This is a genomic window from Paenibacillus sp. MZ03-122A (assembly GCF_024213325.1).
GTDB classification, from domain to species: Bacteria; Bacillota; Bacilli; order Paenibacillales; family Paenibacillaceae; genus Paenibacillus; species Paenibacillus polymyxa_B.
This window is the reverse complement of the sequence record NZ_JANAVI010000003.1, coordinates 493,154-513,994: the sequence shown is the minus strand read 5'-3', so window position 1 is coordinate 513,994 and position 20,841 is coordinate 493,154. Positions and strand designations below refer to the sequence as shown.

General features: G+C 44.9%; 17 protein-coding genes. 3 read left to right on the top strand and 14 right to left on the bottom strand.

Annotated elements, in window-relative coordinates:
* Window positions 1–2: 2 nt before the first annotated feature.
* The gene (locus NLX74_RS09560; RefSeq protein ID WP_254328536.1) at window positions 3–3,443 is read right to left on the bottom strand and encodes an amino acid adenylation domain-containing protein; all 3,441 of its coding nucleotides are present in this window, start codon (window positions 3,441–3,443) and stop codon (window positions 3–5) included.
* A 296-nt stretch (window positions 3,444–3,739) separates the two neighbouring features.
* Here NLX74_RS09560 and glsA point away from each other — a divergent pair, with 296 nt between their 5' ends.
* A complete protein-coding gene (glsA, locus tag NLX74_RS09555; RefSeq protein WP_061828299.1) occupies window positions 3,740–4,678 on the top strand; it encodes a glutaminase A in 939 nt (312 codons plus the stop codon).
* 74 nt (window positions 4,679–4,752) lie between these two features.
* On the opposite strand, the gene NLX74_RS09550 is transcribed toward glsA, so the two are convergent.
* Together NLX74_RS09550 and NLX74_RS09545 are read right to left on the bottom strand one after the other, a co-directional pair.
* Complete coding sequence (locus NLX74_RS09550) at window positions 4,753–5,619, bottom strand: VOC family protein (RefSeq protein ID WP_254328535.1); 867 nt, start codon at window positions 5,617–5,619, stop codon at window positions 4,753–4,755.
* Between the two features lie 47 nt (window positions 5,620–5,666).
* Window positions 5,667–6,080, bottom strand: a complete 414-nt coding sequence (locus NLX74_RS09545; RefSeq protein ID WP_061828297.1) for a DoxX family protein — start codon at window positions 6,078–6,080, stop codon at window positions 5,667–5,669.
* Between the two features lie 269 nt (window positions 6,081–6,349).
* On the opposite strand from NLX74_RS09545, the gene NLX74_RS09540 reads away from it, so the two are divergent.
* Window positions 6,350–6,889, top strand: coding sequence for a helix-turn-helix domain-containing protein (locus NLX74_RS09540; RefSeq protein WP_061828296.1), 540 nt, complete (start codon window positions 6,350–6,352; stop codon window positions 6,887–6,889).
* A 220-nt stretch (window positions 6,890–7,109) separates the two neighbouring features.
* On the opposite strand, the gene NLX74_RS09535 is transcribed toward NLX74_RS09540, so the two are convergent.
* The 8 genes from NLX74_RS09535 to NLX74_RS09500 form a co-directional block, all read right to left on the bottom strand.
* Window positions 7,110–8,231 (bottom strand): phosphodiester glycosidase family protein, encoded by a 1,122-nt coding sequence (locus tag NLX74_RS09535; RefSeq protein WP_250261247.1) that lies wholly within the window; start codon window positions 8,229–8,231, stop codon window positions 7,110–7,112.
* Between the two features lie 221 nt (window positions 8,232–8,452).
* Window positions 8,453–9,919, bottom strand: a complete 1,467-nt coding sequence (locus tag NLX74_RS09530; RefSeq protein ID WP_061828294.1) for a potassium/proton antiporter — start codon at window positions 9,917–9,919, stop codon at window positions 8,453–8,455.
* Between the two features lie 200 nt (window positions 9,920–10,119).
* Window positions 10,120–11,508: a class II fumarate hydratase gene (gene fumC, locus NLX74_RS09525; protein WP_254328534.1), complete on the bottom strand. Its 1,389-nt coding sequence runs from the start codon at window positions 11,506–11,508 to the stop codon at window positions 10,120–10,122.
* 163 nt (window positions 11,509–11,671) lie between these two features.
* Window positions 11,672–13,216 carry a 2-isopropylmalate synthase gene (locus NLX74_RS09520; protein WP_235309731.1) on the bottom strand — a complete coding sequence of 515 codons (1,545 nt, stop codon included), beginning with the start codon at window positions 13,214–13,216 and terminating at the stop codon, window positions 11,672–11,674.
* 98 nt (window positions 13,217–13,314) lie between these two features.
* A complete protein-coding gene (locus NLX74_RS09515; RefSeq protein ID WP_254328533.1) occupies window positions 13,315–14,016 on the bottom strand; it encodes a FadR/GntR family transcriptional regulator in 702 nt (233 codons plus the stop codon).
* Window positions 14,017–14,170: 154 nt separating this feature from the next.
* Window positions 14,171–15,190 (bottom strand): aldose 1-epimerase, encoded by a 1,020-nt coding sequence (locus tag NLX74_RS09510; protein WP_250261243.1) that lies wholly within the window; start codon window positions 15,188–15,190, stop codon window positions 14,171–14,173.
* A 137-nt stretch (window positions 15,191–15,327) separates the two neighbouring features.
* Window positions 15,328–16,131: an MBL fold metallo-hydrolase gene (locus tag NLX74_RS09505; protein ID WP_069289645.1), complete on the bottom strand. Its 804-nt coding sequence runs from the start codon at window positions 16,129–16,131 to the stop codon at window positions 15,328–15,330.
* A gap of 126 nt (window positions 16,132–16,257) precedes the next feature.
* Window positions 16,258–16,554: a hypothetical protein gene (locus NLX74_RS09500; protein ID WP_061828288.1), complete on the bottom strand. Its 297-nt coding sequence runs from the start codon at window positions 16,552–16,554 to the stop codon at window positions 16,258–16,260.
* Window positions 16,555–16,716: 162 nt separating this feature from the next.
* Between NLX74_RS09500 and NLX74_RS09495 the strand changes: the two genes are divergently transcribed.
* Window positions 16,717–17,949 (top strand): aminopeptidase, encoded by a 1,233-nt coding sequence (locus tag NLX74_RS09495; protein WP_069289646.1) that lies wholly within the window; start codon window positions 16,717–16,719, stop codon window positions 17,947–17,949.
* Between the two features lie 76 nt (window positions 17,950–18,025).
* Here NLX74_RS09495 and NLX74_RS09490 read toward each other — a convergent pair whose 3' ends face one another.
* The 3 genes from NLX74_RS09490 to bioB form a co-directional block, all read right to left on the bottom strand.
* On the bottom strand, window positions 18,026–18,517 hold the full coding sequence (locus NLX74_RS09490; protein WP_254328532.1) for a hypothetical protein: 492 nt from the start codon (window positions 18,515–18,517) through the stop codon (window positions 18,026–18,028).
* Window positions 18,518–18,671: 154 nt separating this feature from the next.
* Window positions 18,672–19,790 carry a glycerol dehydrogenase gene (locus NLX74_RS09485; RefSeq protein WP_254328531.1) on the bottom strand — a complete coding sequence of 373 codons (1,119 nt, stop codon included), beginning with the start codon at window positions 19,788–19,790 and terminating at the stop codon, window positions 18,672–18,674.
* A gap of 36 nt (window positions 19,791–19,826) precedes the next feature.
* A complete protein-coding gene (gene bioB, locus NLX74_RS09480; protein WP_254328530.1) occupies window positions 19,827–20,834 on the bottom strand; it encodes a biotin synthase BioB in 1,008 nt (335 codons plus the stop codon).
* Window positions 20,835–20,841 lie beyond the last annotated feature (7 nt).

Here is a 20,841-nt window from a genome sequence, read left to right as displayed (position 1 = left end):
TATTAAACCTCCCCTATCCGGGATGCCATACCTGCAGCTTGATAAAAAGCAGCCCTGACTTCCTTAACCTCTATCTCGTAACTGCATCGTATAGAAAAAATAAGGCCGTCCGTGTAGGAAGAAGCAATGCAATTGAACAGTGAATAGATCGGCAGCGGATTTGGTTGCTTTATGACAGTATCATCATAATAATTGCTGTATTTTGAGCCTGCTTTGGCACTGTTTCCTAAATAGTTAAACATGAATAAGTCTAGTTGCTCGTACTGCTTCCCAAACTGTGCAAGTGTTCTGGCACGTTTCCACTTGTCTTTGTAATCAGGACTCGTAAAAAGATGCATAAAATTAATCGTGTGGTGCTTTAATAAGTCTAGTCTGCTTCTGACAGACTGCATCATTTCATCTGGATTCTGCTTCAGTTCCATCAGCATAGGCACAAAATCGATAAATTCACCGGCCGTGTTATAATAAGCCGCCTCGTCGTACCTTCTTCCATCATATAAAAATAACAATGGTAGCTTATCCATACCTAAATAAGTTTGCAAGCCCTTTGTATAGACAGAAAGCGCAAACTCCAAAGAAGGATCTTCAGCAGGGATACTTACGTTAAACAGGTAGGCTTCTGTGCTCGTTCGAAGCTTCGGAGCTTGGAAGACGTTTTGCTTGCTTTTTTGGAACGCTTCCAAATTAAAGGCTGATATCAATTCTTGTTCCGTGATCCCTTTCGGTCCACTTTGGATTTGTTTAACATACTCCACATAGGGCTTCACTTCATCCTTAGGAAGGGGTCGATTTTGAAGCAGACTCCTGTAGTAAGCAATCAACTGTCGTTCGGCTACTTCCGAGGTCACCCGATCGCATATCGCATGATGATAAATAGTAATGACATAATGTTCACGCAGGTTTCGTTTCAGCACAAACATGTGGAACAAAGTATGTTCTCCGGCGAATCGGGTGTTCGTTACATAATCATTTATCATGTCCGTAATAGGACCACATGGATTGTAATCCGACACGTCAATGATGTTGAGCTTTGGCAAACCATCGCTAGAAAGTACGTATTCCCTCCAATAAGTCCATCCATCTCTTTGGACCGGGACGCTTCTCAGTAATCCTTGACTTTGTATAAAAAGAGCGTAAGCCTGATCCAAAAAATCGTAATTCACACACTCATCTAGCCTAAATATACCTAAGCTTGGAGGTGTATGAAACGAGATTTGCATTTGTTGAATTCCACTTAGCGGATATTCTTGTGCCACTTGCCCTGTTTTAATCCACTGATCTTTTCTCAAATAATCGTCTTCCAGCCGCTTGCGTAAACTTGCCGCCTGATCCAGATCCATGCTTTTTAAGCCCAGACGCTGGAAAAACTCCTCTTCATCCATGGTCCAGTATGGATCAGCCATTTTAGCTTTTTGATGCAGTGGTACAATGTAGTGAGGCAGTAGCTCTTGAGCTATTTTCCCATCCATGATCCGCATGATATGGTTTACGTCGGCCGCCGTGTCGTAGTAAAGCACCTGAATATCTCTAACTTCGTGAATAAAATCCCTTACTTGGTATTTCACTTGCTCGTAAATACCATCTGTTTCTTGGTGAAGCCAAGACATCAACTCTTGTGTTGTTTCTATGATGTCCTGCTGCTTTTGGGACCCTATAACACTATTCTGAGTTGAACGAAGATAATCAGCGAGTGCCCGAATCGTTTTATAGTGGTAAATGTCTGTTAAAGTGGCGTGATATCCTGCACGCTCCATTCTCGACATTAATGTAAGCGCATGAATAGAATGCCCACCGAGGTCGAAGAAGCTATCTAAAACACTGAACTGCTGCACCCCCAATACATCCTGCCAGATGTCCATCAGCTTCGTTTCCAGTCCCGGCTTCGGAGACACATATTCTGCACCACCATGTATATTCTCTTCAAGGGCCAACAGTGCCTTGCGGTCCAGCTTACCATTCAGTGTCAATGGCATTTGCTCTAGTTGTATATAAAAAGATGGAATCATGTAATTTGGCAGCTTTATAGAGAGAGCGGTTTTAACTTCATCTGCTGTCAGTTTTTTGGTCGCCGTAAAGTATGCTTCCAGCTGCTTTTGACCGTCCTCCTTTTCACGGGCGATAACTGCCGCTTCTTGTATATCATCTACTTTTAATAAATGCGACTCTATTTCCCCAGGCTCAATTCGAAAACCCCTTATTTTCACTTGATCGTCGATCCGGCTGATATATTCGATGTTTCCGTCCGCTTGCTCTTGCACCCAATCTCCAGTTCGATACAACCTGCCTCCAGGTACCCATGATGACTGAATAAACCTCTCTTCTGTCAGCTCTGGACGATTCAAATAACCTTTAACTAATCCATCGCCAGCGATGTACAGTTCACCTGCAACTCCCTGCGGCAGAGGATGCTGCTCTTGATCCAAGATGTAAACCTTCGTGCTGCTGATTGGTTTGCCGATCGGTACGGTATTTGCATTTTCGTCCAAATGATCAATCGGGTAATAAGTAGCAAATACCGTACTCTCTGTCGGTCCATAGACATGAATTAAACGGCCCGGACCTAGACGGGCAAACGCTTTACGCACATGGCTGACTGAAACCTTCTCACCACCGAATAGCAAGGTTTCAATAGTTGCAAAGCAATCGGGATCCACATCCACCAATGCATTAAAAAGTGCTGTCGTGACGAAGCATTTCGTGATCTGTTGTGTCCGTAGGACGCTTGATAGCTCACGTGCATTCATGGTTTGATCTTGTGAGTTCAATACGAGAGTGCCTCCGTTAAGCAAAGCCCCATAAATACCAAATGTAGAACCATCGAACGAAAAACTGGCCACTTGTAATATCCTATCTTTTGACGAGAATTGGATGTAATTTGTCTTTTTAACAACACGTATAATATTGTAGTGCATCGTCAGGGCGCCCTTAGGTTCGCCGGTAGAGCCAGACGTATACATAATGCAAGCAAGAGTATCGGAACCTTGATTAGATGTGAGATTCCCTGTTTCTTTCCCATAGTTCCGCTTGTCCAACAAATCCAGTACAACACTGGCGAGCTCTGTTTGTTGGTGGATTGGAAGCTGGGTCAGCAGGAGATTTGCACCAGAATCCGTCAGCATATAGCGTATACGTTCCTTCGGGTATTCAGGATCAATCGGCACATAGGCTCCCCCAGCTTTTAAAATCCCGAAAATTCCGATGATCATTTCCAATGAACATTCGACCATAATTCCGACAGCCTCGTCATTATCTAAACCTTTAGCCCGCAAAACATGTGCTAGTTGATTAGCCTGTTTGTTCAGATCAGCATACGTCAAGTGCTTGTCCCCAAATACAACCGCTATGTGATCCGGTGTGCGCTCAACCTGCTCTTCAAACAATTGATGAATCGTTTTCTCCCGCGGGTAATCCGCTAACATACCGTGTAACATGTTCCACTTCATCTCCTTCTCCTATTAACTTTTTTTAAAAATGGGAATCTTTCTTATGAGCCAACGCTAAAAAAGAGTATGTGTGGCACTTAGAAGTGATTTCGGATAGGCAGTTGGATGAAGTGAATGAAGACTACAGAGGATAAACCATAATACCGATATTACATTAGGTTGGGTATTTAACTGGAGAAAAAGAAATGACATCAGAGCTTGTTTTTCAACTGAAAATTTCTTTAAAATAAGTATATAGCTACTTTTTGCTCTACAATAAAATACCACAGATTGGTTACTCGACTGGAGGAAAAGAAATGACATCGGAGTGGCAGAGATTACAGACCAAACTGCCGGAATGGGTAGAACAAAGCCGTCATGAGTATATTCATGGCAAGGTAGCAGCATATATTCCTGAGCTGTCCAAAGCCCCGGCCGACGCGCTGGGTGTTGTTGTAATGAACGGTGCGGGTGAAACTGTGGTAGCCGGAGATACGGAAATCCAATTTACGATGCAAAGTATCTCAAAGGTATTTACGCTCATTCTGGCCTTGATGGATAATGGAGAGGACGTTGTCTTCTCTAAAGTGGGTATGGAGCCTACCGGAGACCGTTTTAATTCCATGCTAAAGCTAGAACTAGTTGAACCGGGCATTCCGTTTAACCCACTGATTAACGCCGGAGCAATCGCAGTCTCCTCTCTGATTCGCGGGAACAGTCCAGAAGAGAGATTTGCGCGTGTTCTCCAATTTTTCCGCCTGCTTACCCACAATGACACATTGGAATATGATCAGGATGTCTACGATTCAGAATCAGCTACAGGCCATTTGAACCGTTCCCTTGCTTATTTTCTAATGGAAAAAGGAATTTTAAGAGGTCATGTGGAGGATGTGCTTGAAGTTTATTTCAGACATTGTGCTGTCAAATTGAACTGTACTGATTTAGCTCGTATGGGACTTGTATTAGCTTACAATGGTCGAGATCCAGTGACAGGTATACCGCTGATTCCCCGCCGCTATGTACAGATCGCCAAAACATTTATGACGACATGCGGCATGTATGACGCCTCAGGGGAATTCGCCATTCAAGTCGGACTACCTGCCAAAAGCGGCGTATCAGGCAGTATTATGACGATGGTACCCGGACGATATGGCATTGGGCTGGTTGGACCTTCTCTGAACCGTATGGGCAACAGTACAGCTGGTGTACACTTGCTAGAGAAGATGTCTCGGGATTTGGACTGGAGCTTGTTCTAAGTATACGAAAAAGGGTATTCCCAGCCTTTACGGCTTAATAGGAATCCCCTTTTTTTTGTTACGCGCCTTCTTTGTTACGAGATTTGACCGTTAATCAGTTTAATTTGAATGCGGAACGGATCAGCTACATACTTGGCGCCCTCGCGTTCTTGCACTCCATAGCCTGCTGCCTCTAAACGAGCAACAATGGCATCCAATTCCTTCTGATCTGGTACGATCAATTCAAAATAATCCAATCCGGCAGCGTGCTCAGGAGCTGGTGGGGCTCCTTCACCTGCCCATATATTCAAGCCCATATGGTGGTGGTAGCCACCTGCGGAAACGAACAAGGCTGAAGAGCCATATCGGCACGTAATGTCAAAGCCAAGCACATCGCAATAAAATTGCTGTGCTTTGAGCAAATTAGACACATGGAAGTGGACGTGCCCGATTATCGTTCCCTGAGGTAGTCCCTGCCAAAGTAGATTTTCGGAAATCGCAACCAAGTTTTCTGCATCCACGGGATCTGTTCCCATCATGTAAAATCCATTAGCATCCTTTTTCCATTGATCACGGGGACGATCTGCATAGATTTCAATTCCGTTATTATCGGGATCATGGATATAAAGGGCTTCACTTACATCATGATCTCCCTGTCCGATTTCAATCTCATGAGCCAGCAGATTACGTAAGGACAGGCCCAGAGCTACACGGTTTGGTAAAAGAATAGCAAAATGATATAACCCGGCAGCAGATTGACGCGGCAGAATAACTGCATTTTCAATATAGTTAAGGATCAGTAGCGCATGCTTCCCATCGACAGTCAATTCGGCGGTATTCGCCGTTTGACGCAGTAGCTGAAAACCAACCACCTCTGTATAAAATTGAATAGAACGCTCCAAGTTACTAACTTTTAATGAAACCTGCCCAATTTTGGTGTTGTCATGTATATGTGCTGTCATGAGATTTCCCTCTTTCTACATGGATTGGAGGACTAAAGCAACCAAAATCACTTTTCTGTTGACTCACGACGCCCGAACAAAGAGTCCAGAGACAAGCGAGTCGTTGGTGCAAATACCAGATGAAGAGCTACCAGAATAAAAGCAATATCCAGCTCATAGCCAGCGCCTTGACCATTCCCCATCAACCCGCCGGACAGTTTTGCTGTAAAAATGGCGCCGATCAAAACAATAACCAAAAGCCCAGATACATAACGAGTAAGCAATCCAAGAATCAATGCAATCCCACCGACTAACTCAATCACCGCAACGACATAACCTAGAAATCCTGGAACGCCAATGCTGGCAAACCAGCCTGCTACATTACCCAACCCCATTTGGAATTTAGCAATTCCGTGTGCCAAAAACAAAATTCCCAGTGCCACCCGCATAATTGTAGAAATGTTTCTGCTTGCTGAACTCATGTTTATCTCTCCATTCTGTTTGTTTATTACACTCATACAAGTGCATATGAATAATTAATTTATATTACTAATAATTTGGTTAAAAAAATAATCCTGTCTGAATCTATGCCGCAACACATTAGTGTGAATCAAACTCGAATTATTAGTAATAGAAATAATTATTTTGTAATGTGAATTTATCATAAGAAACTGTAGTCTGTCAACAAATTATTTGGTATGATAAATATTAAATTAGTATACATTATATTTCCTTAAAGGAGGAACGTTCTATGAGTATAGGATGCAACATACGCGCTGCTCGTAAACGTAAAAATTTATCCATCCAGCAAATATGCGAACGAACCGGACTATCGCAAGGGTTTATGAGTCAAGTAGAAAATAATAAAACCTCTCCTTCCATCGCTACATTGGACAGTATCGCTAATGCGCTTAAGGTCCCTCTCGCTTTTCTGCTTCTTAAAGATGAGGAACGGATGCAAGTAATTCGCAAGGACGAGCGCCGTAAAACCTTATATGGTAAAAACAACCTCCAGGTTGATCATTTGGGTGGGCAAGGAAACGTTAAAATGATGCTGGTGGACATGCCGCCAGGCTCGTCTACAGAAGAGGAGCATGCTCATGGGGGAGATGAGATTCATTTTATCTTGGAGGGCACGGTATACGTGGAGCAAGGCGAGGATTCGGCTACTCTGGAAGCAGGGGATTCCTTTAGCTGGAGAGCAGCTATCCCCCACTATGCCAAAAATGTGGGAGATAACAACGCACGAATTCTGATCTCCGTGTTTCTCGAAGCAGATAATGACGCTTAATCGATATTTACGCAAGCACGAAGCAACAAAAGTACAAATTCCATCAAAAAAAGCGCGTACCGGAAGTATCTTTACTTCAACGATCCGCGCTTCTTATATTTTCATTTGCTATTGCTGCTCTTAACTTATTTCATCGCCTGCTGGGCATCTGTACGCGATTCCCACGGTAGCTTGAAGGTTTTCATAATTTGTTTGGTATCGGCCGGGAATCATTCCTGATCTATCTCTTTTTGGCTGCATCAATGTCTCCAGGATTCAGACCTTCCCATATGTTCGGGATACTAACGGTCTCTGGATGCTCAAATACGAGAAACGCAGTCGGCAAATACCGCTCTCCGTATTCAGAAGAAGGCTTGTTTACAATGGCATTATCCTTGACGAGCACCGTTGAAGAACCTCCATCCAGATTAGCACCGATAACCGCTCCATGTTTAAGCAAAATATTTTGCATATCATACAAGTTGGCACCTATGCTGTACCCAGGCTGGCGACCGTCGATGGTCACAAATATAATGGCTCCGTCTGCTCTTTGCCCCATTGCGGTACGGGGAGCGATTCCCCACCCCTCGCTTGCATTGCGAATCAGACCTTTCCCATTTACGATTAGGCGTGGTTGAAAAGTAACCGCTTCTTGCACATTCATTTTGGACAACTCGGACAACGAATAGTGACCGGCTATCATTTTCCCCTGTTTATCAATACCTACGATTTGAACAGAGGCATTTTTGCCCATATCATTGTAGTATATCTCTCCCTGGGAAATGACAACGCCAATCGGTTTAAAACCATTCCCATTCCAGTTGGGATCGGCAAAGCCACCGCCATTTACGCCAGCAACAGCCCCTAAACGCTCGACCATACTAGATACCCTTTCTCCCCGGCCGACCTTGGCAGGAACCCCGAGCCGAATTTTAGTAGGGTCATGCACCGTCATAACATAGCCATGATAGTTACGGCCCGATACCTCTTCCACTTCAACCAGCGGCGTTTGTTGTACTTTGGTCGGTATCAGATCAGGCAGATTGATTGTATGTCTGTCCTTCTCCTCCCCCATCGCTTCAAAACGGGCCGAATATTCAGCTACACGTTTTTTCGCCTCTGCTTCACCGATAAAGTACTTCGCCCAGTGACGATGTTGGGTCGTGATCAGCGTATCCGCAGCCAAATAGCGCATGTCCTTGCCAGATGACGTTAAGAACAACCACGCACCCCCCCCTATTCCTGCTACCAGGAATACAATAAACAGTCGCAGTATAAAACGACCGAATTTTCCTTTTCGTTTCTTTTTTCTATTTTTCTGCCTGCGAGCTACTGCACGCTTTGGCAAGACTTCCGGTTTCATTCATCATCTCTCCTGTTATTGGTGACTTCTATCTTATTCATCACTATGGCCCATCAAATGATCCGTAACGATAGGCAGCGACATCTAACGACAATATCATAAACTAATTTTGTAGAATGATAGTGTCAATTTTTTAACAGATTCATCCACTCTGAAAAAAACACAGGAAAAAGTCCTCCACATGAATGTGAAGGACTTTAATTAAGGGTACTCTACGCTTTTTACGGAGCAGCCTCTGGTTCGAGCAGCATGAACAGTTCTTTCATCTGCTGTCGCTTGAGTTTGGGACTAAGCACATACAATGTATCGCCCGGTTCAATCACCGTCGTGCCTCTCGGGGCAATAATTTGCTCGTTCCGAATTATGGCTGTGAATAAAATGTCTTCAGGCAACTGTATATCCTGAATCGCTTTGCCCGCAATCGACATTCCTTTTTGTACCTGAATGTGGTTGATTTCCGAAGTGGTTTTTCCCAGAGAAACTAATTCCAGCAGTGAAGGAGATGACGTCTCGTTAGGGTCCATCAAGCCAAGCTTCACCGCTAGCCACGAAATAGTGGTACCTTGAATAATCGCAGAAGTGAGCACGACGAAAAATACAACATTAAAAAACAAGGGTCCTACATCCATCTCATCCAGTAAAGGATAGGTTGCTAGTACAATAGGTACCGCCCCCCGCAGTCCTGCCCAGGATAACAGTGTCTTCTCGCGCACAGAGTACCTGGAAAAAAGTAAGCTTAGGAATACGCCTATTGGACGAGCCACGAGCATGAGGATGAAGGAGAGCGCCAAGCTTTGCCACGCAATGCCCAGCAATTGATCGGGAAAGACCAATAGCCCGAGCAGGACAAACATCATAATCTGCACCATCCAGGCGAAACCATTGTTAAAATGGATAATGGATCGCTTGTAGGTCAAGTCGGAATTTCCCAAGACAATGGCCATGACATAAACCGCCAGCAATCCGCTTGCCTCCAGTAACGATGCCGCCGCATACGTCAAGACCGCAAATGCCAGCGCCATCACAGGATACAAACCGGATGAATCAAAATTCATTTTATTAATCGCATATACACCTATGCGTCCGAGTACAAAACCAACGACTAAACCGAAACCCATTTCCCATAAAAATAACAAGATATGTATCCAAATGGATTGCTCAGGGTGATGTATCAGCTCAATCAATGTTACCGTGAGAAATACAGCCATCGGGTCATTACTGCCGGATTCCGCTTCGAGCGTAGAGGTAATTCGTTTTTTGATGTTTTTACCTCCTAGAACGGAAAACACGGCCGCCGCATCGGTCGATCCGACAATAGCGCCAAACAGCATGGATTCCATCCAGCTTACGCCTAAAATAAACTTGGCGCATACGCCAATGACTACGGTCGTAATGATGACCCCTAACGTTGATAATGACATTGCAGGTCGAATAACCGGCTTAACATCTGCAAACTTTGTCTGCATCCCGCCTTCAAACAAGATTACAATGAGCGCGAGAATGCCAACTAGCTGTGTGATAAAGGCATTATCAAAATAAATAAACTGACTGAGCACCATACCTACGGCAATAAACAAAACGAGCGCAGGCATACCGAAACGGCTGGAAAATTTGGTAGTCAGCACGCCGACCAGCAGCAAGCCGGACAGCAAAAGTACAATCAAATTAATAACGGTTGTCTGTTCCATACGGCTTCTCCTATCTTGAAAATAGATGTTCAATTTTTCGCCTTCTATCTATATACCCTCAAATCACACAGAATACTAATCCTAAATAAAAAATTATATAATAAAATCAAAAAATCCAGCTCATGGTTTGCGCTAAATCGCACTCCATGAGCTGGTTTGTATATTTTTTATAAGGCTTAAGCAGAGACTATCGTCGTGCTTTAGGCTTTAGGATGAATCATATGCGCAGGTACAACATATTGATCGAACTGTTCTCCAGTCAACAGTCCGCTGCCGAGTGCCGCTTCTTTTAGGGACAGCCCTTCTGCATGTGCAAGTTTGGCGATTTTAGCGGCATTTTCATATCCGATATGTGGATTCAATGCCGTCACCAGCATCAGCGAATTATTTAAATTGTGCTCAATTTTAGCGAGATCAGGCTCGATGCCAATCGCACAGTTGTCGTTAAAAGCAATCATGGAATCGGCCAGCAGATGAACAGATTGCAAAAAATTGTAGATGATTACTGGCTTAAACACATTAAGTTCAAAATTACCCTGACTCGCAGCAAAGCCGATAGCTGCATCATTACCCATTACTTGCGTAACGACCATCGTCAGTGCTTCACTCTGAGTCGGATTCACCTTACCTGGCATAATGGAGCTACCTGGCTCGTTAGCAGGAATCGTGATTTCGCCCAAGCCGCTACGCGGACCACTTGCCAGCCAGCGAACATCATTGGCGATTTTCATCAAATCGGCCGCAAGCGCTTTGACTGCTCCATGTACGGCCACCACTTCATCGTGGCTGGTCAGTGCATGAAATTTATTGGGTGCGGAAGTGAACGTTTTGCCAGTGAAACTAGAAATTTCCGCAGAGGTTCGGGAGCCGAACTCTGGATGAGCGTTAATTCCTGTCCCCACCGCGGTTCCGCCAATCGCCAGCTCCTTCATGTATTGCACCGTGTCGATGATAATTCGCTTGCTCTTGTCCAGCATAGCATACCAGCCGCTTATTTCCTGACCCAGCGTAAGCGGTGTCGCATCTTGTAAATGGGTTCGCCCAATTTTTATAATATCCTTGAATTGCTCTGACTTCTGTTGAAAAGTTTCTTTCAGCCTATCAATGGCAGGCAACAAACGGTCCTCCACTGCAATGACACCCGCTACATGAAGCGCCGTAGGAAACGTATCATTTGAGCTTTGCGACATGTTTACATCGTCATTGGGATGCAGCTTCGTATCTTTTCCTTGCTCTTGTAACCATTGGCTTCCCAGATGAGCAATCACTTCATTTACATTCATATTGGACTGCGTACCGCTTCCTGTCTGCCATACAACCAACGGGAAATGGTCATCAACCCGCCCTGCGAGAATTTCGTCCGCTGCATAAATAATGGCGTCCTGCTTCTCCTGTGATAGCTTACCCAGCTTATAGTTACTGATCGCCGCGCTTTTTTTAAGCACCGCGAACGCCTGTATGACCCCTAATGGCATTTTCTCCGAGCCAATCGGAAAATTTTCCTTGCTGCGCTGTGTTTGCGCTCCCCACAGACGGTCTGCCGGTACCTTGATTTCACCCAACGTATCCTTTTCGATGCGGTAGTTCAACTCATTTCCTCCTCTTGGCCTATGTAATTTAGACAAAATATGGTGCTCTCTTGCCTATTATACATTAAATTTCAAATGTTATCATTTATTTTGCAAGCGCTTTTTTACAATGAGGTCAGAGGAGGCAAAAGGAGATTTCGGCTACTATCCTGGGTCACAAAGTTCAGCTAATGGTGATATTGCTTTTGCCATGGACTTCTTTTCTGCCCAGTAGCTTGTTCAGCGCATCGATGTAAGCTTTGGCGCTAGCTTCCAAAATATCAGTACTTGTGCCTCTTCCCAGAGCTGTGTACTCACCTTGCCTCAAACTAGCGTGTACTTCCCCCAACGCATCTTTGCCATATGTTACAGATTGGATCGAATAATCCTCTAACTCCACCTCTTCACCACTGGCCTTGTCTATAGCATGGAAAATCGCATCTACAGAACCGTTACCCATTGCTACTTCATCAATTGCTGTCCCATCTTGTTTACTCAGCCGAATGGATGCGACTGGAACCGACTGATTGCCATAAGACACCTGAATGGAATCCAGTGTGTACATTTGAGGTGAGGCATTGCGGCTTTCGTCCATCAGGACGTGCAAATCTTCATCTAGCACCTGTTTTTTCTTATCCGTCAAGGCCTTGAATTTGCGGAACGCCTCTTGCAGCTGTTCCTCCGTCAAAGCATCAAACCCCATGTCCGCCAGTTTTTCTTTAAATGCATGTCGACCCGAGTGCTTGCCCAACACAAGTTTACTCGTCTTCAGACCAATACGTTCAGGGGACACGATTTCATACGTTGTACGCTCTTTGAGCATTCCGTCCTGGTGTATACCGGACTCGTGAGCAAACGCATTGGCTCCAACAATGGCCTTGTTTCCCGGTACCGACATCCCCGTACGTTTGCTCACCAGACGACTGGTGGCATACAGCTCCTCCAAAACCAGACTCGTTTGTGCACTATAAAGCTCGGTTCTGGTATCAAGGGCCAGTGCAACTTCCTCGATAGGTGTATTTCCGGCTCGCTCACCGATTCCATTGATGGTACCTTCAAATTGATCTACACCATTACGGATGGCCGCCAGCGTGTTAGCTGTTGCCATGCCAAGATCATCATGACAATGTGTGCTAAGTTGTATTTTTTCGATACCGGGCACTTGTTGCTTTACAATTCTAAACATTTCACCGAACTGATCCGGCGAGGCATATCCCACCGTATCCGGTAAATTGACGACTGTCGCTCCAGCACGAATCGCCATATCCACGACTTCACAAATAAAGTCCAGCTCGGTACGGCTGGCGTCCTCTGCTGAAAATTCTACCTTGCTGAAATACTTGCGTCCATAACGAATGGCAGCAGCAGCGGTCTCTAATACTTTCGCTTTATCCATTCGCAGCTTATGTTGGCGGTGAATGGGTGAGGTAGCCAGGAACAAATGAAGACAGGCATCCTCAGCTCCTCGTAGCGCCTCTCTGACTGCATCAATATCCTGTTCTTTCGAGCGTGCAAAACCAACCAGTGTTGCTTGGGTAACCTGTTTGGCAATCTCCTGCATGCTGATAATCTCACCAGGCGAGGTTGCTGGAAAGCCAGTCTCAATCCGATCTACGCCTAATTTTTGAAGCTGAAGCGCAATCTCCACCTTTTCTGTGCTGGTTAAGCTAACTCCTGGTGATTGCTCTCCATCTCTTAACGTTGTGTCCAACACCCATATTTTGCGCATGCAGATACCACCTTTGGTTTGATTTTAGGAGATGCTCAAGTAAAAGGCTCAAAGATCATTATATTCATCTGATCATCTGATGTTTAAGGATAAAAAAATTATGAACTTCCCATATGCTTTTGCAGCTCCAGCTTGGTGCCATCCAAATGTTGAATGCTATAAAGTTCGGCAGCCTTGCCATCCTGATCACGGATTGCTTCATATATTTTTTCATGCTGCAGAGTAAAATGATTTTGCATCGCTGGATCGGTAATGAGATTGTTCAATGCCTTGCGAATGGCCTCTACAAAGCTGCCATATACGTCTGTAAGCACCTTATTGCGTGTAGCTCCGGCAACAGCCAAGTGAAAAGTGATATCCGCATCTAGGTACCCAGTCAAATCTCCAGCGGCCAAAGTTGCAGCACGACGGTCCAACGCCGCACGCATTAAGCGTAAATCCTCTTCATTACGACGTAATGCAGCCAATCTGGCAATCTCTAGTTCCAACACACTCCGCACTTCATAAACCTCAATAATTTCAGCACGGCTTAGACGGTAATCCAATGGCTCTTGAGAAGTCGTCGGTTGGCAGACAAAAGTTCCGTGTCCTTGCTTTTTCTCTAATAGACCGGCATGCACCAGAACGCTAACCGCTTCACGTACTGTAGATCGCCCGACTCCGAATAGCTTCATGAGCTCAGGCTCGGTTGGAATCTTAGTGCCCACATTCCATTCACCAGCAGCAATTTTTCGTTGCAGCTGTTCAGCCACTTCATCGGCGATTTGCTTGCGTTTGACGGCTTGAAAAGGAAAATTCATCTGATCATCTCCTGTTTCGTATCATACTACGACTGCTTGTCATTCTGCAACCTTTTTCGTCCTCCTTCCCCATTGGTCCTTACCTATGCTTATATACCCAAATAAAGCCTGCACCGTTGGACACGATACAGGCCTATAAGGATAAATTTAAATGTTAGGATTTCGATTTATTAGGTGTAATACAATACAAACGGCTGGTTGCTTCAAAAATATGGCCTGGAGCCAGTGCAATCAATCCGATCTCCTCTGCTGGCAGGTCCGGACGATTCGGTGCATTGATCATGTTCATTTGCGGCTCAGGACAGATGAATTCCTTGTTCGCTTTGTTATTCCAGATCATCCAATGCTTATAAGCTGTGCCTACATCGTATACGAGGGTAGCACCTGTCTTACTGTGTGTCAGTTCCATGTAGTTGCGCCCATTTTGCGGAGCTGCCGTGTAATGATTATCCATAGAGGCAAAATAAGGACTAACTCCCGTCGTCTTCAGCAGTTCTTCTTCCGGAGATAAAGGCTGGAACTGACCTGTGGCCAACAACCGTTCCGTCAGCTCACGACGCTCACCGATTGTGACCTTAATCTTGTAATCCTCAGGCGAGCTATCGGGTACGAACGGAACGCGAATCGCTGTGTGAAAGGCAAATAAGTTGGGGATCGGTTGATTGCCCTCGTTGTGGATCACATAACGCTGATGCAGGCCAAATTCGTCCAGGCTGTACGTTAACTTCATGGTAAAGGTGAAGGGTAAATAGCGGAACATGGGATGTCCTTCCCTTACATGCTGATTCATTACCACATAGCTACCTTGCTCCCCAGAACCGTAGTCCTCAACCTCCCACCGAACAGTGTGTAAAAAGCCGTGCAGATGGTTGTGGGTCGCCTCTTCATTTATCGGCAGCTCATATGTAACGCCATTCCACAGGAATTTTCCATCCTCATACCGATTCGGAGGGAACAGGAAAGGAATTCCGTAAACGGACGGGCTTTGCTTAAAAGCCTCTATGCTCTCAGCATCTGGCTCACGCAGAAAAGAATATCCCGTTTCATTGTCACGAAAAGAAATCAGATTTGCACCGTTTCCCGGCAGGGCAACTGCTTCATATCGTCCAAATTTAAGACGAATCGCCGGTATTCCATAATAAAGATCACCAATTGCAGCATGTTGTTGTGTCATCAAAAAATCCTCCTTGATGAAATGACGATGTTTAATGAAAGCGTTTAGCTTTTGGCTTGACTATACCATGCTGAGCAAAAAAATTCCACGTCCACACAAAAAACGATGCCCCGCAAGGCATCGTCCTTCACACATCACTACACATAACGGCCCTGTTTGGGTACAGCCATGTGCTCAAAATCTCCCGCCAGTCGCTCCAGCTGATCTGTCAGCTCAGCACCATGCATATAATGACCATGTCCTGTGACTGCAATCTCAGGCTTTAACTTGGCCAGCATTTCCACCGAACGCTGCGCAGCTTGCCAATCTGTCGTAAAATACGCAGGAGGCCCATGTATTTCTTTTTCCTGTAAAATAACGGCCAGTGCCGATTCCTGTTTCACCGTAATAAAAGCGTCACCGGCCACCATTAACCTTCTTCGCTCATGAAAAAGCGATACATGACCAGGTGTATGTCCTGGCGTATGCAGCCACTTCCAACCAGGGGCACCGGGGACACTGCCATCTAGGGGCAGTGATGTGATGCGATCATCGAGATCTATAGCATCATTAGGGTATAAGAAGGAAATGCTCGACATTAAACCTCCCCCTACACTAGGGTCAGGTTTTTGATAATCCTTCATTCCCGTCAAATAAGGTAATTCCAAAGGATGTGCATAAACAGGTGTACCCCAATGCTGTACCAACTCAATAACCGAACCTACATGATCAAAATGACCATGTGTAAGCACAATAGCGATCGGAGGGCCAGTGAACCGTTCCTCTGCCAGGCGTATAATCGAGTCTGTAAATCCTGTCATCCCCGTATCCACCAGCACCCAGGAACGGCTTCCCGGCTCCCCAATAAAACACATATTTACAAACAGCGTCCGTAAGCTCAGGAGATCGGGAGCAGCCTCTTCATTTGCCGTCATTCCTTCGGTGAACAGATGATTTGCCAAAGCTTCACCCTCCTATTCACATGGAATTTCCTGTTAACATCGACCTTTAGGCTTCCCCCATGTCAGCAGATTATGCGGACACTGCTAAATATAATCCGCTTGTCACGAAAATAGACCATGTTTACATTACTCGGGTAATTTGCTCCATGCCGTATCTAGCAAATAGTCGAACAAATCATCGTTCTCTTCAATCCAGCTATCCATTTGCAGCATCTCTTCCTCCACCCGTGGCTCTCCCGCAAAATGGAGACTGTAATCCCATTCCTTTCCCCTTTTGCTGTGGAATGTGATTTCATATACAGAACTCTGTCCCTCTACTTTAAATACCACTTGGCCCAGATAAGCACCATTCTCATCTTTTGTCATTTGTGCCTGTTGAATATGTACTTCTTTCACTTCCTGAGGTGAATTTTGCTCTGTCATTCATCTATCCGCCCTTTCATTTTCACTAAATAGTACCAAAACTGATTTGTGAACCTTTTCGTTACATTGTACAATATATAAGCTATGTGTGGAATTTGCAAAAAAACTGTGCAAGTTACCCAAGCCTTGTTTAAGGCTTTTCGTGAAATGGAGGAAAGTTACATGTCAGATTTTCAACAAAAATTGCAAAAATATGCCGAGTTAGCCGTTCGGGTCGGCGCCAATGTCCATCCTGGGCAGACACTCATCGTTCATGCACCAATTTTGTCCGCCGAACTCGTGAGACTTATCGTCAAATCAGCGTATACTGCTGGGGCCAAGCTAGTTACAGTAAAATGGAGTGATGAGACTATTACTCGATTACAGTATGAACTAGCTCCTGATGAAACTTTTAATATTGCTCCCAAATGGTACGCAGCCGAAATGACTGAAGAGGTCGAAAATGGCGCAGCAGTACTGCATGTCATTGCAGAAAATCCGGATTTGCTTCAGGGAATTCCGTCCAGCCGAATTACTGCTGCCCAGCGTGTGCGGTCACATGAATTACGTCAATATCGTGAGTATCAAATGGCCGACAAATTCAGTTGGTCTCTGATTGCTTATCCTTCAGCAGAGTGGGCTGCCAAAGTATTCCCTGATCTGCCAGCTTCAGAGCAAATGGATAAACTGTGGGATGCCATTTTCAGCACCGTGCGTGTGGATCTGGATAACCCTGTGGAGGCGTGGAAAGAGCATTTGAAAACCCTTTCCAGCAAAGCTGATATTTTAAATGCCAAACGCTATAAAAAGCTGCATTATCTGGCTCCAGGCACAGACCTCACCATCGAATTGGCAAAAGATCATCTGTGGGTAGCAGCCGAAAGCGTCAACCAACAGGGACATACTTTTGTAGCCAATATGCCTACCGAGGAAGTGTTTACAGCTCCGCTCAAAACGGGAGTGAACGGTAAGGTCAGCAGCACCAAGCCACTTAGCTACAGCGGAAATATCATCGACAACTTTTCATTGACTTTTGAAAATGGACGTATTGTCGATGTACAGGCAGAAACCGGTTTGGAAACTCTTCAGCATCTAGTAGAAATGGATGAAGGTTCACACTATCTGGGGGAGGTTGCTCTCGTACCTCACAAGTCACCTATCTCTGATAAAAATATTTTATTTTATAATACGTTGTTTGATGAAAATGCCTCTAACCACTTGGCCATCGGTAATGCTTATGCATTTAACCTTAAAGGCGGCAAGGATATGACTCAAGAGCAGTTGGCTGCCAACGGCCTGAATTCCAGCCTGACTCACGTCGACTTTATGATCGGTTCAGCTGAAATGGACATTAACGGCGTTACCGAGGACGGTACTGAGGAACCTATCTTCCGTAAAGGAAATTGGGCGATCTAACACGGCAAAAAAGGCTCCCACCGCTTTATGCGTGAGAGCCTTCTTGCTTCTTCCTATAGGCTATGTTAGATCTATTTTACAACGTGTTAATCCAAGAATTCGCTGCAATTCCAAAAACAATTTGTATCACGCTGATGATGAAAAAGATAATAAGACAATTTACAACTCTTCGATTGGTGGTTTGATGCATGGATAAAGATGATTTCACGTAAAACATGCTGCCCAATATTCCTATACACACACCGAAAATCCCCGAAAATAGCAATCCTATAACCAAGCTGACCACGACAAAAGCCCAACTCCAGCCCGGAACTTTACTCACAGGAACATAAGGTTGATTGGACCCAAGATATACACCGTCCACGGCTAAATCTGCTTTGTTGCCAATGACAACAACATTTACAGCTTTTTCATTCAATCTAATTGGAAAATCAATCAAGTTCAAAAATGCGTTCTGGCTTTTAACCTTCTGTTCGCTTCCATTCACAATAATTTTTCCGCCAGTTAAGCTACGCTTGTACTCAATACTATATTGAGTACCTTGATCTTCTACATTCCATTTTGCCATCGCTAAACTCCTCTCAAATTTTAGGGAAGTCATAAATATACTGCTGGTATTTCCTGATTATGTACCATGAAAATTATAACATAAGTTGCAAGTTAAAAAATGGAAAAAAGGTCGCTGATCAGCGACCTTTGAATCTACTTTATTTCGTATGAGATTAGCTATTATGTCCAATTTTAGCCTTGTAGGCAAGTGAATACTGGTCAGCCGCTAAAATCGCATCAAGCACATCATCCGCTGTGACAGTAAATGGTAGATTGTGAGCAGTTTCGCCTTCTTTGGTAGCAGCCTGGGCTACCCTGTACAAATCCTCTCGGGAAGCCTCCTGTAGCTTAATGTCTTCCAGCGTGACAGGCAGATCGAGTTTTAGATAAAAGTCAATATACCGCTCCACCTCGGACAAAGGTCTTTTTTCCAAGGCAAGCTGGACTAAGGTGCCAAAGGCTACCTTCTGACCATGTGTCAGGTGATGAATATCCCCTTCCAGAACGGTAAAACCATTGTGAATCGCATGTGCGCCTGCCAAACCGCCGCTTTCAAAGCCCAAACCACTTAGCAACGTATTGGCTTCGACTACCGCTTCAAGCGCAGGCGTGACGACTTTACGTTTCACGGATTCATAAGCCTGCAGACCGTAATCGAAAAGAACTTCCTCACACTTGGACGCAATGGCTTCTGCCGCTAAGGTTGGCAAACCACCAGCCATTGTCGTTGCGCGAGCTTCAATGACCGCACGGACCTCAATCCACGTTGCCATGGCATCTGCAATGCCTGAAGAGAGGAACAAGGGCGGCGCTTGAGAAATGACTTTCGTATCCACCAGGATCAGGCTCGGATTCTTACTGAAAAAGGTATACGTATCAAATGCACCCTCATCGGTGTACAAAACAGATAGTGCACTAGTAGGAGCATCTGTAGAAGCAGTCGTTGGAATAATCACAACTGAGGAACCGAGTAGTTCATTAACGGCTTTGGCCGTATCCAGCGTTTTACCACCACCTACACCAATGACAATATCGACCTGGGCGCTTCGTCCCTGATCCGCAATACGGTTGACTTCATTTTTCGATGCTTCCCCTTGAAACTCAATTTTAACCGCCGTAATATCAGCCTGTTCCAGACTTTTTACTACGCGGTCGGCTGCGATCTCCCAAACCAGCTTGTCCGCAATAACCAAGGCGGTATGACCTAATGGCTTAACATACTCACCTGTTTTATCAATCACATTTTTCCCTTGCACATATTTACCTGGACTAATAAATACTTTTTCGCTCATCGTTTAACTCTCCCTTCCAAGTTTGTACAATTTCTATTATACGGTTGAAAGGGCACACATCTCAATTTCGAAACCAAGATCTTCAATCATTTGATGATCAAATGTGACCTCTTGGCCTTCTGTCGTTAAATAATCTCCTACAAAAATTGAATTCGCTGCATACAGGCATAGCGGTTGTAACGAGCGTAAATTCAACTCTCGTCCACCTGCAACGCGTATTTCTTTGGATGGACAGATGAAGCGGAACAGTGCCAGCACCTTCAAAGCTTGGATAGGTGATATTCGCTTTGCTCCTTCCAACGGGGTTCCAGGGACTGGATTCAAAAAGTTAACCGGAATAGAGTCAGCATCTAACTCCCGTAAGGCATAAGCCATTTGTACGATTTCCTCATTCGTTTCCCCCATCCCGATAATAACGCCAGAGCATGGAGACATTCCGTGAGATTGAGCCATTTTCACAGTTTCGACGCGTTGATCGTATGTATGTGTGGTTGTAATCGAAGGATAGTTGGCCTTACTTGTATTTAAATTATGATTGTATCGATGTACCCCAGCCTCTGCCAACCGCCGTGCCTGATCTCCCTTGAGAATCCCTAAGCAGGCGCAAATTTTGAGCGGCATCGTGCGATTAATTTCTTGTACTGCCTCAATCACCTGATCCAGCTCTCGATCTGTTGGACCTTTGCCGGAAGCTACGATACAATACGTCCCTGCTCTCCGCGCTACTGCTTCCCTAGCTCCAGCCAACAGTGATTCCTTGTCCAGCATACTGTACTTGCTCACAGGCGCCGTGGATACGATAGATTGTGAGCAATAACCGCAATCCTCCGGGCACAGGCCACTTTTGGCATTGATGATCATGTTGAGCTTTACTTTTTTTTCATAAAAGTGATGTCGCACCTGAAATGCAGCTTGCATAATTGGTAATAATTCCTCATCGTCGGCTTCCAGTATCTCCATACCTTCTTCCAGCGATATACGGCTGCCTTGGATCGCTTTTTCAGCCAACAAGCCCCAATCTATAACCTCGTTTAGTAAATTCATACTTCTT

Bases quoted from the DNA above. Each gene is read 5' to 3' on its own strand.
- NLX74_RS09510 (WP_250261243.1), bottom strand. From the start codon at position 15,190: ATGACACAACAACATGCTGCAATTGGTGATCTTTATTATGGAATACCG.
- NLX74_RS09535 (WP_250261247.1), bottom strand. From the start codon at position 8,231: ATGAAACCGGAAGTCTTGCCAAAGCGTGCAGTAGCTCGCAGGCAGAAA.
- NLX74_RS09550 (WP_254328535.1), bottom strand. From the start codon at position 5,619: ATGACAGCACATATACATGACAACACCAAAATTGGGCAGGTTTCATTA.
- NLX74_RS09545 (WP_061828297.1), bottom strand. From the start codon at position 6,080: ATGAGTTCAGCAAGCAGAAACATTTCTACAATTATGCGGGTGGCACTG.
- NLX74_RS09540 (WP_061828296.1), top strand. From the start codon at position 6,350: ATGAGTATAGGATGCAACATACGCGCTGCTCGTAAACGTAAAAATTTA.
- NLX74_RS09490 (WP_254328532.1), bottom strand. From the start codon at position 18,517: ATGGCAAAATGGAATGTAGAAGATCAAGGTACTCAATATAGTATTGAG.
- NLX74_RS09500 (WP_061828288.1), bottom strand. From the start codon at position 16,554: ATGACAGAGCAAAATTCACCTCAGGAAGTGAAAGAAGTACATATTCAA.
- bioB (WP_254328530.1), bottom strand. From the start codon at position 20,834: ATGAATTTACTAAACGAGGTTATAGATTGGGGCTTGTTGGCTGAAAAA.
- NLX74_RS09530 (WP_061828294.1), bottom strand. From the start codon at position 9,919: ATGGAACAGACAACCGTTATTAATTTGATTGTACTTTTGCTGTCCGGC.
- NLX74_RS09560 (WP_254328536.1), bottom strand. From the start codon at position 3,443: ATGAAGTGGAACATGTTACACGGTATGTTAGCGGATTACCCGCGGGAG.
- glsA (WP_061828299.1), top strand. From the start codon at position 3,740: ATGACATCGGAGTGGCAGAGATTACAGACCAAACTGCCGGAATGGGTA.
- NLX74_RS09485 (WP_254328531.1), bottom strand. From the start codon at position 19,790: ATGAGCGAAAAAGTATTTATTAGTCCAGGTAAATATGTGCAAGGGAAA.
- NLX74_RS09495 (WP_069289646.1), top strand. From the start codon at position 16,717: ATGTCAGATTTTCAACAAAAATTGCAAAAATATGCCGAGTTAGCCGTT.
- NLX74_RS09520 (WP_235309731.1), bottom strand. From the start codon at position 13,216: ATGCGCAAAATATGGGTGTTGGACACAACGTTAAGAGATGGAGAGCAA.
- NLX74_RS09515 (WP_254328533.1), bottom strand. From the start codon at position 14,016: ATGAATTTTCCTTTTCAAGCCGTCAAACGCAAGCAAATCGCCGATGAA.